The organism is Pseudarthrobacter sp. TRD_SC_9 (assembly GCF_055361265.1).
In genome coordinates this window covers 1,335,428-1,348,758 of record NZ_CM143956.1, presented here as the reverse complement: position 1 = coordinate 1,348,758, position 13,331 = coordinate 1,335,428, and the positions used below count along the sequence as shown (strand labels likewise).

Sequence of the window (13,331 nt, the reverse complement as noted above, 5' to 3'; positions counted from 1 at the left end):
CCATGCAGCTCAGCATCGATCTCTCCGGCCGCGACGTCCTGGTCACCGGTTCAGACCTGGCTGCCCGCCAGGCCGTGCGCCGCTATGAGGCTGCCGGGGCGGTCGTCTACCGGCTGAGCTCCCCGAACGGCGGCGAGCACGACGGCCCGTTTCCCGAACGCCCCTTCCTGGTTGCCGCCGTCGACGACGGCCAAACGGGGTGGGAGACGTTGCTGGACCGCTGCCGTACGGCCGGTATCCCGGTCGCCGCGGAACCTGCGGCCGGTTCCGCCGGCCAGGTCACGCTGGTGGGCGGCGGCCCGGGTACTGCGGACCTGCTGACCGTGGCGGCGGTAGCTGCACTACGCGATGCCGACGTCGTTTTCTACGACCGGCTGGCCCCGTACCAGGCACTGTCACGGCTTACGACGGCGGAACTCGTCGACGTGGGCAAGCGCCCCGGCCACCACAAGGTGGGCCAGTCGGACATCGAAAAGCTGATGGTGGAAAGCGCCCTTTCCGGAAATAACGTAGTCCGGCTTAAGGGTGGTGACCCCTATGTCTTCGGTCGCGGCGGCGAGGAAGTGGCAGCTTGTGTCGCCGCCGGCGTCAAGGTCCGGGTTATTTCCGGTGTCACCAGCGCCATTTCGGTTCCCGCCGCCGCAGGCATCCCGGTGACGCACCGCGAAGTCAGCCATATGTTCACGGTGGTGTCCGGCCACGCCCCGCTCACCAAGGACGAGCTCCACCACCTCGCCGGCCTGGGCGGCACCATTGTGGTGCTGATGGGCATTGGTACCCTCCACCAGCTGGCAGCCGGCCTGCGGAAGGCCGGCATGCGCGACAACATGCCGATGGCTGTGGTTGAACGCGGTTACCGGCCGGGCCAGCGGACCACCATTGCCAACCTGGGCACCATCACCTCCGCGGCCGCAGGCTGCTCCAATCCCGCCGTCCTGGTGATCGGCGAGGTAGTACGGGTTGCCGAAGCAAATCGCGAACACGCGGACAGCTCAGCAGACTTAGACAGGCTTGCCGCCTCCTTGCTCGGTGCGTGAATAGATTGGACCCGATGAACGCCATTGCCCCTCTTGACCCCGCTGCCGGATCCCCTGTGTCCGACGCCCCTGCCTCCGCACTCGAGGCCGCGGATGCGCCGCTGGAAGGCTTCCGCATCGGCGTCACGTCCCACCGGCGCTCCCGGGACTTGATCGAAGCACTCGAACGCCGTGGCGCCGAGGTGCTGCATGCTCCGGCCTTGAAAATTGCCCCAGTCCAGGAGGACATCAGCCTCATCGAGGACAGCAAGGCCGTCATCGCTGCCCGCCCGGACATCTGCATCGCCACCACGGCCTACGGGATGCGCCGCTGGTGTGAAGCCGCGGACACCTTCGGAATCGGCGAGGAACTCCTCGAAACCCTGGGCGCCTGCCGGATGTTTGTTCGGGGGCCCAAAGCCCGCGGGGCTGTTCGCGCGGCCGGCCTTGCCGACGTCGGTATCAGCAGCGACGAAACCACCGCCACCCTGGTGGACATGCTGCTGGCGGAAGGTGTCCGGGGAAAGACCGTAGCCGTGCAATTGCATGGCTACACGGACGTCAGGCAGCTCGAGCGGCTGCGGATGTCCGGTGCGAACGTCCTCACCGTCACGCCGTACCGCTGGGTCAAACCCGACGGCGAAGACCGCCTGCCGCGCCTGATCGAGGCCGCATGCAACGGCAGCCTCGACGTCCTGACCTTCACCAGCGCTCCCGCCGTGGACGCGCTCTGGAGCACTGCGCACGAGATGGGCATGTATCAGCAGCTCATCGAGAGCCTGAAGACCACTGTGACCACCGCAGTCGTAGGTCCCGTCACCGCGCAGCCGCTCCTCGGCGTCGGCATCAAGCCGCTGGTTCCGGAACGGTACCGGATGGGCGCGCTGATCCGGCTGGTCTGCGAGCATCTGGCCCTCAACCACGTCCGCCGCCTTGACACCCGGTCCGGCAGCATTGAACTCCGCGGCCGCAGCCTGCGCATTGATGGTGAGCCGGTGGACCTCGCGCCTGCGCCACTACTGCTCCTGCGCGCCCTGCTCGGCGCAGGCGGTTCCGTCCTGTCCCGGGAATCATTGTCGGAACTGCTCGAATTGCGGGGTTCAGTACACGCACTGGACATGACGGTCAGCCGGCTTCGCTCCTCGCTGCCTGACGGCAAACTGGTGGAAACCGTGGTCAAGCGCGGTTACCGGCTCCGCGTCTGAGCCGCTCTGCCGGCGGGCGTCACGCCCAGTGTTACCGGTGGGTAAATACTGGCGAACGCGGCTGCCCAGAGAAGCAACACAAGCGAAACACCCCGGAAAAAGCTGTTCCCTACGCTGGAGCCATCGCGTTCCAAGGCCACACGATGGCTGCACCAGTGAAAGGGCCAACCATGTCCGTCCCAACACCCTCCCGTTCTTCAATTCCTTCGACTCGTGCCACGGTTTCTACTTCTGTTTCTGCTGCCGGAACAAACCCGCGGATCGTGATCGCCGGCGCAGGTCCCGCCGCGCAGGCCCTGGTGAGCCACCTCCACCGGGCACAGTTCACCGGCACCATCACCATCCTCAGTAACCGGGACGACGCGCCGGAGGCGCTGTTGGAGCTTGCGGTGTTCCCCGGCGTCTCCGTCCGGTTCGGGCAGCCGGCAACGCACATCGACCCGGCAACGCAGCGTGTGACCACCGAAGGCGGGCTGGAAGTCGGTTACGACCAACTGGTGATTGCTACCGGTTCCGCACCCGCGCATACCCCAATAGAGGGCGCCGGACGAGGATTGAGCTACTCAACCATTGACGACGCCGCCGCGATCGGCGATGCCGTGAAAGAGGCCACCAGGGTCCTGGGCCGGCGCCCGCTGGGAATCCTCGTCGGAACCGGTGCCGCAGCCGGGCAGGCGGAGGCTGTACTGCGCGCCCGTGGTGTACGTCCGGTGCGCACCAGTGCCCGCCCGGCCGCCGTCGTTGCTTCCCTGGCAGGCTCCCCGCTGGAAGCGGCAGGGATCCGCTTTGATGACGGCAGCACCATGCTCGGTGATTTGGTGATCATCGCGGAGGACCGGCTTCCCCACGATGCGCTGGCGGCGTCCGCCGGACTTGAAACCGCCGCTGATGGCGGTATTGTGATCGGCCACGATTTCCGCACCTCGGTTCCGTGGATCTGGGCCATCGGCGATGCCGCTGCGTTCGACGGCGTCCGGCTGGGACTGCTGGTTGCCGCAGATTCCGCGGCAGGAGCCTGCGCCGCCCAACTGATGGGCACAGTTTCGACGCAGCGGATTCCGGCGGCTGCCTGATTACCCGACTCCCGGGCCCCGTTTAGCGGTGCCTCTGCAGCCTCTGCGGGAAGCCCGGTCCGGAGCGGCCCTATGGCAAGATGGTCAGCGGAACAGCCACGTGACCCGTGGTTTGCAAACCATCCGGCCAATCTGGCCCATCGGAAAGGAAGCCATGAGCGATCCAGGCGCAGCCGCGGGAATTGCCACCTATATTGACCACACCCTCCTCAAGCCGGAGGCCAGCGAGGCCGACGTCCTTAAGGTCTGCGCAGAGGCTGCGGAGTATTCGTTCAAGTCAGTGTGTGTCAATCCGATCTGGGTCAAGACCGTCAAGAATGCCCTGCGGGGCAGCAGCGTACTGACATGCTCCGTGGTGGGCTTTCCGCTGGGTGCCACGCCAACGGACGTCAAGACGTTTGAAGCCCGCGGCGCGGTGCTGGACGGGGCTGACGAGGTGGACATGGTCATCAACATCGCGGCGGCGCGGGCCGGCGACAAGGGCGCCCTGGTGGATGACATCTCCTCCGTGGCGGACGCCGTGCACTCCAGCAACGCAATCCTTAAGGTCATCATCGAGACGGGCCTCCTGACCGACGAGCAGAAGGTCCTCGCGTGTGAGGCGGCAGTGGAGGCCGGGGCGGACTTCGTCAAGACCTCCACGGGCTTCAACGGCGGCGGAGCAACGGTCGACGACGTCGCCCTGATGCGCCGTACGGTAGGGCCGGAGCTGGGCGTCAAGGCGTCCGGCGGAGTGCGGTCCCTGACGGACGCTCAGGCTATGATTGCTGCAGGTGCAACACGTATTGGCGCCAGCTCCGGCATTGCAATCGTCAAGGGTGAACAAGGTACATCCGCGTACTGACAGCAGCCGGTTAGGCCAGATTTTGAGCCCCGCGGGGCCAAGGAGGAAAGCATGTCCCACAACACCACCGTCCAGACCCCTGAGAACGAGAACAAACTGGCGCCCACCGTCGTGTCCTTTGTGATCATGATGGCCCTGTTCCTGGCCGGCATCTACGTGCTGACATTCCTGACGCTGGACAACGTCTGGCCGATGGGCGCCTGCCTGGTCCTGGTGTTCCTGGCCTTCTGGATCCCGCAGACCATCATGGGGCGCTCCGACTCCGCGGGCGAGCACTAAGCCCACAGGCCACGGGTCAGCTCCCATCCGGCCATAGCCATCCCCACCATGGCGTAGGCGCTGACTGGAATGAGCAGCAGCCATTCCCTCCGGGAGCCTGCCCTGCCCAGCACCGGCAGGGACAGCGCGCCATTTGGCCGCCAGACGCGACGCAGCAGCGGAACTTTGCGGAACAGGCGCGGCGGCTTGATGACGATGGGCCACAGCAGCGGGGCGCCGCCGGTGGTAATCAAGTCGCCGATGATGTGCACCCCTACCCCGATCAGCATGGACAGTGGCAACCAGGTCCACTGATCCGGCGCGTACCAGGTGACCAGCCCTGCCATTAGCAGCGCGAAGACCCAGTTGCTGATCCACCCTGATTTGGGAAACAGCTTCAGTGCTTTGGCGGCGATGTTGATCATGAACATGCACAGCAGGCCGGCTCCCACGGAGAGCAATCCCCAGCGGGTGTGCAACTGGAACTGTCCGGCCATGGTTGCCAGGAGGACAAAGCCCGCCGCCCCCAGGATGGAGTGCGTTCCCTGGCGGTGCCCGCCGCTGGCATTCTCGATCCCCACAGCGATCATGTTGGACAACGGCGGCAGCGAATGGGCAACGGTGCTGGAGCGGTGGTCCCAGTCGCAAACCAGAGCCGCTCCGGCGGTGGCCATCGCACCGATCACGATTCCCGTAGCGTCCAGCGGGTACCAGCCCAGCGTGTACGGCCCCGTCGAGGCAACAGCAACCCACGCCGCGGCTCCCGACGCGGCGTGGTGTCCACCCATCACGGGCTAGGACTCGGACTTCGTGCCGGAGGCAGCAGCAGCGGGAGCCGGCGCCCCGCTGAAGATATTGCTGATGACGTTGTTGGCCCACTCCAGGATTTCCGCGTCCTGCAGGTCCCGGCCGCCCACCCGGGCTGTCTTGGGTTTTGGCACCAGCACGGCATCCATCGCCGGCTTGATCTGGGCTCCGGGGTACATCCGGGACAGCCGCATGACCTTCGATTCCGGAAGCTGTGCCGGGGAGAAGCGGACAAAGTTGCCCTGGAGCGCAACGTCCGTGAGGCCGGCTTCACGGGCACCTACCCTGAAGAGCGCGACGGCAAGGAGGTTCTGCACGGGAAGAGGCGGCTCGCCGTACCTGTCCACCAGCTCCGAACGCACTTCCCCGATGGCTTCCAGGGTCAAGGCGGCGGCCAGCTTCCGGTAGGCCTCCAGCCGCAGCCGTTCTCCCGGAACATAGTCGTGCGGCAAATGCGCGTTGACCGGCAGCTCAATCTTCATTTCAGCAGCTTTTTCCTCGGCTTCCCCACGATATTCGGCCACAGCCTCGCCCACCAGCCGGATATACAGGTCAAAGCCGACGCCCTGGATGTGGCCCGACTGTTCGCCGCCCAGCAGGTTGCCGGCCCCACGGATCTCAAGGTCCTTCATGGCCAGTTGCATGCCGGCACCAAGTTCGTTGTGCGCTGCTACGGCCTTGAGCCGTTCCAGCGCCACTTCGCCCAGCGGCTTCTCGGAGGGGTACAGGAAATAGGCGTACGCGCGCTCACGTCCGCGGCCCACTCGGCCGCGCAACTGGTGCAGCTGGGAAAGGCCGTACTTGTCCGCGCCGTCCACGATCAGCGTGTTCGCATTGGAGATGTCCAGTCCGGTCTCAATGATGGTGGTACATACCAGGACGTCAAAGCGTTTCTCCCAGAAGTCCACGATGATCTGCTCCAGTCGGCTCTCGGACATCTGCCCATGGGCAACTTCCACCCGGGCCTCGGGAACCAGTTCGCGGATCTTCGCGGCCGTACGCTCAATGGTGGAGACGCGGTTGTGGACCAGGAACACCTGGCCCTCGCGCATGAGTTCACGTCGGATGGCGGCGGAGGTCTGCTTGTCCGTGTAGGGGCCAACATAGGTCAGCACCGGATGGCGTTCCTCGGGCGGCGTAGCCAGGGTGGAGGTCTCCCGGATGCCGGTCAGGGACATCTCCAGGGTGCGCGGGATGGGCGTGGCGCTCATGGCCAGGACGTCCACATTGGTGCGCATCTTCTTCAGCGCTTCCTTGTGTTCAACACCGAAGCGCTGCTCCTCATCCACAATCACCAGGCCAAGGTCTTTGAACTCGAAGTCCCTGGACAGCAGCCGGTGCGTGCCGATCACCACGTCGACGGACCCGGTCTTGACGCCCTCGGCCGTCTCCTTCGCTTCCTTGGTGCTTTGGAACCGGGACAGGGGACGGACCCGCAGCGGGAAGCCGGAGAACCGCTCGGTGAAGGTCTCATAGTGCTGCTGGGCCAGAAGTGTTGTGGGCACCAGGACCGCTACCTGCTTGCCGTCCTGGACCGCCTTGAATGCCGCCCGGACCGCAATCTCTGTCTTGCCATAGCCGACGTCGCCGGACACCAGGCGGTCCATGGGGATTTCCCGCTCCATGTCCGCCTTGACCTCGTTGATGGTGGTCAACTGGTCAGGGGTTTCGACGTACGGGAAGGCCTCCTCAAGTTCACGCTGCCAGGGCGTGTCCGGGCCAAACGCGTAGCCTCTGGAGGCCATCCGCGCCGAATACAACCGGATCAGTTCCCCGGCGATTTCCTTGACGGCCTTACGGGCCTTGGACTTGGTGCTGGCCCAGTCCGCGCCGCCCATTTTGCTGAGCACCGGTGTATCTCCGCCAACGTAGCGGGACACCTGGTCCAGCTGGTCCGTGGGCACAAAGAGCCTGTCCCCCGGGGCGCCGCGCTTTGACGGCGCGTACTCCAGCACCAGGTATTCGCGGACGCCATCGCCACCACCAGCAACCTTGCGCTGGATCAGTTCCACGAACCGGCCGATGCCGTGCTGCTCATGCACCACGGAGTCCCCCGCCACCAGCTGCAGGGGATCGACGGCGTTGCGCCGCTTTGAAGGCATCCGCCGCATGTCCTTGGTGGAGCCTGAAGACGTCCGGCCCAGCAGGTCCGCTTCAGTGAGCAGACCGGTCTTGAGGCTGTCCAGGACAAAACCGCGTCCGACGGCGGCTGTAGTCACCTCGATGATGCCGGGCTGTGGCTCCTCGGTGAGGGCGTCCACCCGTGCACACGGAATATTCGCATCATGAAAAAGTTCCGCCAGGCGCTGGGCGGGGCCGGGGCCTTCGGTTGCCACCACGATCCGCCATTGGTCCCGGACATGGGACCCGATGAACTCCATCATTTCCGCAACGTCACCCTGGTACCCTCGCGGTTCGCGGGCATGCAGGTTCAGGACGTCAATCTCCGGCAGCAGTTCCTCGTCGCTGGCGAGGCTGGTGATGGACCACCAGGACACACCATGTTCCAAGGCAGTGCCCCGGGTCTCCCCCAGGGTGCGGAAACTGGCGGAGTGCAGCGCCTCTGCGGCGTGGGACCCCAAATCAGTGGAAAGGTCAAGAGGTGCGGTCCCGCCGTCGGACGCTGTTGACCAGGCCGCTTCCAGGAATTCCTCGTTCGTAGCGGAAAGGTCGTGGGCGCGGGTGCGCACCTTCTCCGGCTCGATGACGACGGCGATGGATCCGGCCGGGAGCTGGTCCACCAGGGGCACCATGGCGTCCACCAGGACGGGAGCCAAGGATTCCATGCCTTCGACGGCGATGCCGCCTGCGATTTTGGTCAACATGTCCGCGGCGGCGGGCAGTTGGGTCTTCAAAGCGGCCGCACGGGACATCACCGAAGGCGTGATGAGCAATTCCCGGCAGGGCGGGGCATGCAGCTCCGTGGGATGGACCATACCGGGGCCGGACAGCGAGCGCTGGTCCGCGACGGCGAACCAGCGCAACTGGTCCACTTCGTCGCCGAAGAACTCAACGCGGATGGGATGGTCCTCGGTGGGCGGAAAGACATCGATGATTCCGCCGCGCACCGCGAACTCGCCACGGTGCGTCACCATGTCCACACGTGCATAGGCGGCATCGGCGAGGCTGCGGACCACGTCAGAGAACGGCACCTCCTGCCCGGTCTTCAGGGTGACCGGCTCCAGGTCCCCCAACCCGGCAACGATCGGCTGGACTACGGCGCGCACCGGCGCAACCACCACCCGCAGCGGATCGGTTCCGGCCGACGTCGGGCCTTCCGGATGTGCCAGCCGCCGCAGGACCGCCAGCCGGCGGCCCACCGTGTCCGACCGCGGCGACAGGCGCTCATGCGGGAGGGTTTCCCAGCTGGGGAATTCCGCCACCGAGCCGGACGGAAGGTAGGCGCGGAGTGCGGCGCTGAGATCCTCTGCTTCACGTCCCGTAGCCGTAACGGCCAGAACCACTCCGGGTTCGCCGTCCCGGAGGCCATCGGCCATTTCAGCCAGCAGCGCGGCGCGCAGTCCCGGGGGTGCGCTGATCTGGTAATCCTGTCCGCGGACGTCGAATCCACGGCTGGCCTCTGCGCGGACCCGGGCGAAGGTCCGGTCCGCAGCGAGAACGCGGCGCAGTCCATCCAACGACGGAACGGTTGAGGGCGGGCCGGCAAGGCTCATGGCAAAGCTCCTGGTAAGTCAACTGATCGCAGGCAACGCGAAAACCCGAAATTCTCTTCGAATCCCGGGTCATCCCAGCCTACCCCCGCCCTGCGCGTCGCCGGAACGGTTGCGCCGTGGGCTGACGGACGCTTATTGCTAAGGTTGCCGTACGCGCCTGCCCTAGCGGCATCCGGCGGTAGAAGCGAGGAATTTGCCATGAACACCACCTCCGGTAACGGCACATCCAGCGACGCTGAGTCCGCAGAAAGCGGCCGGACCGTCCTCGTCACCGGCGCCACAGGCTACATAGGCGGCCGGCTGGTGCCGAAACTCCTTGAGGCGGGGTACCGTGTCAAAGTCCTGGTGCGCTCTCCGGACAAAATAGCCGGTGTTCCGTGGCGTCATGACGTAGAGCTCGTCGAAAGCAGCCTGGACGATTCCGATGCCCTGCAGGAAGCACTGAACGGCGTCGACGTGTTCTATTACCTGGTGCACTCGATGGCCACCGGATCAGGTTTTGAAGCCCGTGAAAAGGCCATGGCGCTGACGGCAGCAGAGGCCGCTTCCGCTGCCGGAGTGGCCAGGATCGTTTATCTGGGCGGGCTGCACCCAACCGGTGTGGAACTGTCCACCCACATGCGGTCCCGGGAGGCCGTGGGCACAATCTTCCTCGATGGCCCCGTGGACGCCATCGTTTTCCAGGCCGGAGTGGTCATAGGTTCCGGATCGGCTTCGTTCGAGATGATCCGGCACCTTGCCGAGGCCTTACCGGTAATGCCGGCACCAAGTTGGGTGCGGAACCGCATTGAGGCCATCGCCGTGCGTGACGTGTTGTACTACCTGACGGCGGCTGCCACGGTCCACGGCCCCGTCAACCGCACGTTCGACGTCGGCTGCCGGCAGGTGCTCACCTATGCCGGCATGATGCGCGAGTATGCAGCAGAAGCCGGCCTGCCCCGCCGGATGGTGCTGGCCCTGCCGGTTCCGGCCCCTAAGCTTGCCGGCCTCTGGGTTGCCCTGACCACTCCCATCCCGTTGTCCATGGCCCTGCCGCTGGTCCAGTCCCTGCAACACGACGCCGTCTCCGATGAGCACGACATTGACCGCTACATCCCACAGCCCGACGGCGGCCTGACCCCTTACCGCGAGGCCGTTGCCTTGGCCCTGGACAAGGAACGCGACGCACAAGTGCAGACCACCTGGGCCAACGCCGGTGCTGCCGCAGATCCGCTGCCCAGTGATCCGGACTGGGCAGGGCACAAGGTCTACACCGATGAGCGCACATTCCATGGCGATGTGGACCCTGCCAAAGTCTGGACCGTTATCGAGGGCATCGGCGGGCGGAACGGGTGGTACTCCCTGCCGTTGGCGTGGCATATCCGGGGCTGGCTGGACAAGCTGACGGGCGGCGCCGGCCTCCAGCGCGGTCGCCGTCATCCCGGCACACTGGCCGCCGGTGAAGTCGTCGACTGGTGGCGGGTGGAAAGCATCGACAGGGGAAGACTGCTCCGGCTGCGTGCGGAGATGCGCGCTCCCGGCCGGGCCTGGCTGGAGCTGTCCGTGGAACCGGACGGGAACGGCAGCCGCTACCGTCAACGCGCCATCTTCTTTCCCAAGGGCCTCAGCGGCAGGCTGTACTGGCTGGCGGTCCTGCCGTTCCACAGCCTGATCTTTCCCGCCATGGCGCGCAATATCACGACAGCGGCGCAGCGGCTTCCGGATTCCGGGCAGAGCCCGGACACGCCGTAGGATATGGGGAGCCGAAACCGTTCCCGACGTCCCAGGAGGACTCCATGGCCCTGAGCGCAACCACCAGCATCCCGCACCCCGTCAACGATGTAACGGCAGTGCTGGTGAACGAGGACTTCCAGCGCCATGTCAGTCAACTGGTGGGCGGGGTCCTGGATTCCTTCACTGTCTCCGGTGACACCGCCGGAGCGTTCACCGCCACCATCGTCCGAACCCTGCCTACCACGCGCCTTCCCGAAATGGCCCGGAAGTTTGTGGGCGAGCATCTGAAGGTGACCCAGGCAGAAAACTGGGAGGCCCCTGCTGCCGACGGTTCACGCCAAAGCAGCATCACGGTGAAGATTGCCGGCGCTCCTGTGGACGTCTCGGCAGTTCAGCGGCTCGTGGCCGAGGCCGGCGGTACCCGGGTGGATCTGGAGGGCACCGTGAAGTCATCGGTACCGTTCCTGGGCAGCAAGATTGCTGATGCTGCCGAGCCCATGGTTGCCAAGGCACTGAACCTGCAGGCCAAGCAGGCCCAGGCCTGGCTCGAAAGCCACTAAGCCGTGACTATCCCCGTATTTCCCGCGGTTGTCCTCATCCTGGCAGGACTGTGGTCACTGATCGTCTGGCCCCAGTTCCTGCGCCGGGTGATGAAGGATCCGCGCGCCAGGGATTCGGCCGGCAAGGCCACAAAATTCCTCACTGTGCACCTGGTGCTGGTGAGCGTCTCCATGGTCCTGGCGGCGGCCGTCCTGGCCATCGGAGTGATTGGCCTCCTCTGACGCTAAGAGGCTTGGTTGAGCGCATCCTCTGCGGCGACCCAGGAGATCATGGCGCACTTTACCCGGGCCGCGTAGCGGGCCACACCTTCGAAGGCCGCGGCATCGCCCAGAACCTCCGGATCGGCAGCCATCTTCCCGCGGGATCGCAGCACTTCACGGAATGTTCCGATGACGGACTTCAACTCCTCGACGGTCATTCCTTCAGCCATGTCACTGAGGACCGAAGCCGAGGCCATTGAAATCGAGCATCCGGCACCGTCCCAGGAGACCTGGGACACCACGCCGTCCTTGACCGCCACGCGCAGCGTCACCTCGTCCCCGCAGACGGGATTAAGCTGGTGCGATTGCCCGCTGGAAGTACCGGCGGGGACGTCCACACCCGCCAGGCCGCTGCCGTGACGGGCTTTGGCATGGTCAAGAATTATCTGCTGATACAGCTGGTCCAGGCTCATACAGGGTCCTTACACGCGGAAGTAGGATCGGACGCCGGAAACGGCATCAAGGAAAGCGTCGACGTCGGCAGTGGTGTTGTAAAGGTACGCGCTGGCCCGCGTGGTGGCAGTCAGCCCGAAGCGGCGGTGCAACGGCTGGGCACAGTGGTGCCCCACCCGGACGGCGATACCGCGTGAGTCCAGGAATTGCCCCACGTCGTGTGCGTGAACACCGTCGACGTCGAAGGCGGCCAGGCCGATCCTGTCCTGCCCTGCCGAGGGGCCAAGCACACGGATGCCGGGAATGTCCTGAAGCCCGGCCACCATCCTTTGTCCAAGCTGCGCCTCCCACCGATGGATGCGGTCCAGTCCGGTTTCGTTGAGGTAGTTGGCAGCTGCGGCCAAAGCCACGGCCTGTGAGATCCGCTGGGTGCCGGCCTCAAAGCGCTGTGGGGCGGGAAGATACTCCGCCCGCTCCATGGTGACAGTGGTGATCATTGAGCCGCCGGTCAAGAAGGGCGGCAGGACATCCAGCAGTTCCTGCTTGCCGTAGAGCACGCCGATTCCGGTGGGTGCCAGCATCTTGTGCCCGGAAAACACCGCGAAATCGACATCAAGCGCCTTGACGTCCAGGGGCAGGTGCGGAGCGGACTGGCACGCGTCCAGAACGGAGAGCGCCCCGGCGTCCCGGGCCAGCGATACCAGTTGCCCTACCGGGTTGATGGTACCCAGGACGTTGGACGCGTGGGTGAAGGCCAGGACCTTGGTCCTGGGCCCCACAATGCGGGCGGCCTCATCCATGAGCAGGGCACCGGATTCGTCCACCGGAATGTAGCGGAGCGTTGCCCCGGTCCGGAAAGCCAGTTCCTGCCAGGGAATCAGGTTGGCGTGATGCTCCATTTCCGTCACGACGATCTCGTCCCCGGGGCTGACCGCCAGCGAGCGGAGCCTCTCGTCTCCCCTGCCCTGCGCCGCCCAAAGGGCAGCGTTGGACAAGGCATATGAAATCAGGTTCAAGCCTTCGGTGGCATTGGAAGTCCACACGGTTTCTTCATAACCGGCGGACATGAAATCGGCGAGGGTCTGCCGGGCATCCTCGAATGCGTCCGTTGCTTCCACAGCCAAGTGGTGAGCGCCACGGTGGACGGCAGCGTTTCGCTGTTCGTAGAATTCCTGCTCCGCTTCCATCACGCTGATGGGGTTCTGCGATGTGGCGCCGGAATCCAGGTAGACCAGAGGCTGGCCGTCAATAGTCTGCTGCAGGGCGGGAAAATCGTTTCTGATCCGCAACACCTCGGCGTCGTCAAGATCGGCGGCTGCGTGCGAAAGCGTGACGGGGGTGGTAACGAGGGCCAAAACGAACTCCTTGGTGCCGTTGGAAGACACTCAATTGTCCCACGGGAAGGCAGCGCGGGCTCCGCCGTCGGGCTCGTCGGGAATAGCTGAAGCAAATGATGGTGACTGCAAAGATCAAGGGGCCGACGACGGCTGGGGGGAGAGTCTCGGTCTCAGAAGACTCTGACGCCGC

General features: G+C 65.3%; 12 protein-coding genes. 8 read left to right on the top strand and 4 right to left on the bottom strand.

The features are described from left to right. Positions 1-2: 2 nt before the first annotated feature. From cobA to ACWA13_RS06370, 5 genes are all read left to right on the top strand, one after another. On the top strand, positions 3-1,037 hold the full coding sequence (gene cobA, locus ACWA13_RS06390; RefSeq protein WP_463937310.1) for a uroporphyrinogen-III C-methyltransferase: 1,035 nt from the start codon (positions 3-5) through the stop codon (positions 1,035-1,037). 14 nt (positions 1,038-1,051) lie between these two features. Next, positions 1,052-2,221: a uroporphyrinogen-III synthase gene (locus tag ACWA13_RS06385; protein WP_463937309.1), complete on the top strand. Its 1,170-nt coding sequence runs from the start codon at positions 1,052-1,054 to the stop codon at positions 2,219-2,221. Positions 2,222-2,391: 170 nt separating this feature from the next. Then, the gene (locus ACWA13_RS06380) at positions 2,392-3,294 is read left to right on the top strand and encodes an FAD-dependent oxidoreductase (protein WP_463937308.1); all 903 of its coding nucleotides are present in this window, start codon (positions 2,392-2,394) and stop codon (positions 3,292-3,294) included. A gap of 154 nt (positions 3,295-3,448) precedes the next feature. Then, positions 3,449-4,138: a deoxyribose-phosphate aldolase gene (gene deoC / locus ACWA13_RS06375; protein ID WP_463937307.1), complete on the top strand. Its 690-nt coding sequence runs from the start codon at positions 3,449-3,451 to the stop codon at positions 4,136-4,138. A 51-nt stretch (positions 4,139-4,189) separates the two neighbouring features. After that, complete coding sequence (locus ACWA13_RS06370) at positions 4,190-4,417, top strand: hypothetical protein (protein WP_463937306.1); 228 nt, start codon at positions 4,190-4,192, stop codon at positions 4,415-4,417. On the opposite strand, the gene ACWA13_RS06365 is transcribed toward ACWA13_RS06370, so the two are convergent. After that, entirely contained in the window at positions 4,414-5,184 is a 771-nt protein-coding gene (locus ACWA13_RS06365) for a metal-dependent hydrolase (RefSeq protein ID WP_463937852.1), read from the bottom strand. The two genes, ACWA13_RS06370 and ACWA13_RS06365, sit on opposite strands and share 4 nt — an antisense overlap. Before the next feature lie 6 nt (positions 5,185-5,190). Further along, positions 5,191-8,877 carry a transcription-repair coupling factor gene (gene mfd / locus ACWA13_RS06360; protein ID WP_463937305.1) on the bottom strand — a complete coding sequence of 1,229 codons (3,687 nt, stop codon included), beginning with the start codon at positions 8,875-8,877 and terminating at the stop codon, positions 5,191-5,193. A gap of 198 nt (positions 8,878-9,075) precedes the next feature. Between mfd and ACWA13_RS06355 the strand changes: the two genes are divergently transcribed. The 3 genes from ACWA13_RS06355 to ACWA13_RS06345 are packed head-to-tail and all read left to right on the top strand — an operon-like array spanning position 9,076 to position 11,372. After that, positions 9,076-10,608 (top strand): SDR family oxidoreductase, encoded by a 1,533-nt coding sequence (locus tag ACWA13_RS06355; protein ID WP_463937304.1) that lies wholly within the window; start codon positions 9,076-9,078, stop codon positions 10,606-10,608. 44 nt (positions 10,609-10,652) lie between these two features. Further along, on the top strand, positions 10,653-11,150 hold the full coding sequence (locus ACWA13_RS06350; protein ID WP_463937303.1) for a DUF2505 domain-containing protein: 498 nt from the start codon (positions 10,653-10,655) through the stop codon (positions 11,148-11,150). Positions 11,151-11,153: 3 nt separating this feature from the next. Further along, positions 11,154-11,372: an SCO4848 family membrane protein gene (locus ACWA13_RS06345; protein ID WP_463937302.1), complete on the top strand. Its 219-nt coding sequence runs from the start codon at positions 11,154-11,156 to the stop codon at positions 11,370-11,372. Positions 11,373-11,374: 2 nt separating this feature from the next. Here the strand turns inward: ACWA13_RS06345 and sufU are convergent, their stop codons facing one another. Both sufU and ACWA13_RS06335 read right to left on the bottom strand, forming a co-directional pair. After that, positions 11,375-11,824: a Fe-S cluster assembly sulfur transfer protein SufU gene (sufU, locus tag ACWA13_RS06340; RefSeq protein WP_463937301.1), complete on the bottom strand. Its 450-nt coding sequence runs from the start codon at positions 11,822-11,824 to the stop codon at positions 11,375-11,377. A 9-nt stretch (positions 11,825-11,833) separates the two neighbouring features. Further along, on the bottom strand, positions 11,834-13,159 hold the full coding sequence (locus tag ACWA13_RS06335) for a SufS family cysteine desulfurase (RefSeq protein ID WP_463937851.1): 1,326 nt from the start codon (positions 13,157-13,159) through the stop codon (positions 11,834-11,836). Positions 13,160-13,331: the final 172 nt, after the last annotated feature.

Excerpts from the sequence above, each read along its gene's own strand:
- cobA (WP_463937310.1), top strand. The coding sequence starts at position 3 with ATGCAGCTCAGCATCGATCTCTCCGGCCGCGACGTCCTGGTCACCGGT.
- ACWA13_RS06385 (WP_463937309.1), top strand. The coding sequence starts at position 1,052 with ATGAACGCCATTGCCCCTCTTGACCCCGCTGCCGGATCCCCTGTGTCC.
- ACWA13_RS06380 (WP_463937308.1), top strand. The coding sequence starts at position 2,392 with ATGTCCGTCCCAACACCCTCCCGTTCTTCAATTCCTTCGACTCGTGCC.
- deoC (WP_463937307.1), top strand. The coding sequence starts at position 3,449 with ATGAGCGATCCAGGCGCAGCCGCGGGAATTGCCACCTATATTGACCAC.
- ACWA13_RS06370 (WP_463937306.1), top strand. The coding sequence starts at position 4,190 with ATGTCCCACAACACCACCGTCCAGACCCCTGAGAACGAGAACAAACTG.
- ACWA13_RS06365 (WP_463937852.1), bottom strand. The coding sequence starts at position 5,184 with ATGGGTGGACACCACGCCGCGTCGGGAGCCGCGGCGTGGGTTGCTGTT.
- mfd (WP_463937305.1), bottom strand. The coding sequence starts at position 8,877 with ATGAGCCTTGCCGGCCCGCCCTCAACCGTTCCGTCGTTGGATGGACTG.
- ACWA13_RS06355 (WP_463937304.1), top strand. The coding sequence starts at position 9,076 with ATGAACACCACCTCCGGTAACGGCACATCCAGCGACGCTGAGTCCGCA.
- ACWA13_RS06350 (WP_463937303.1), top strand. The coding sequence starts at position 10,653 with ATGGCCCTGAGCGCAACCACCAGCATCCCGCACCCCGTCAACGATGTA.
- sufU (WP_463937301.1), bottom strand. The coding sequence starts at position 11,824 with ATGAGCCTGGACCAGCTGTATCAGCAGATAATTCTTGACCATGCCAAA.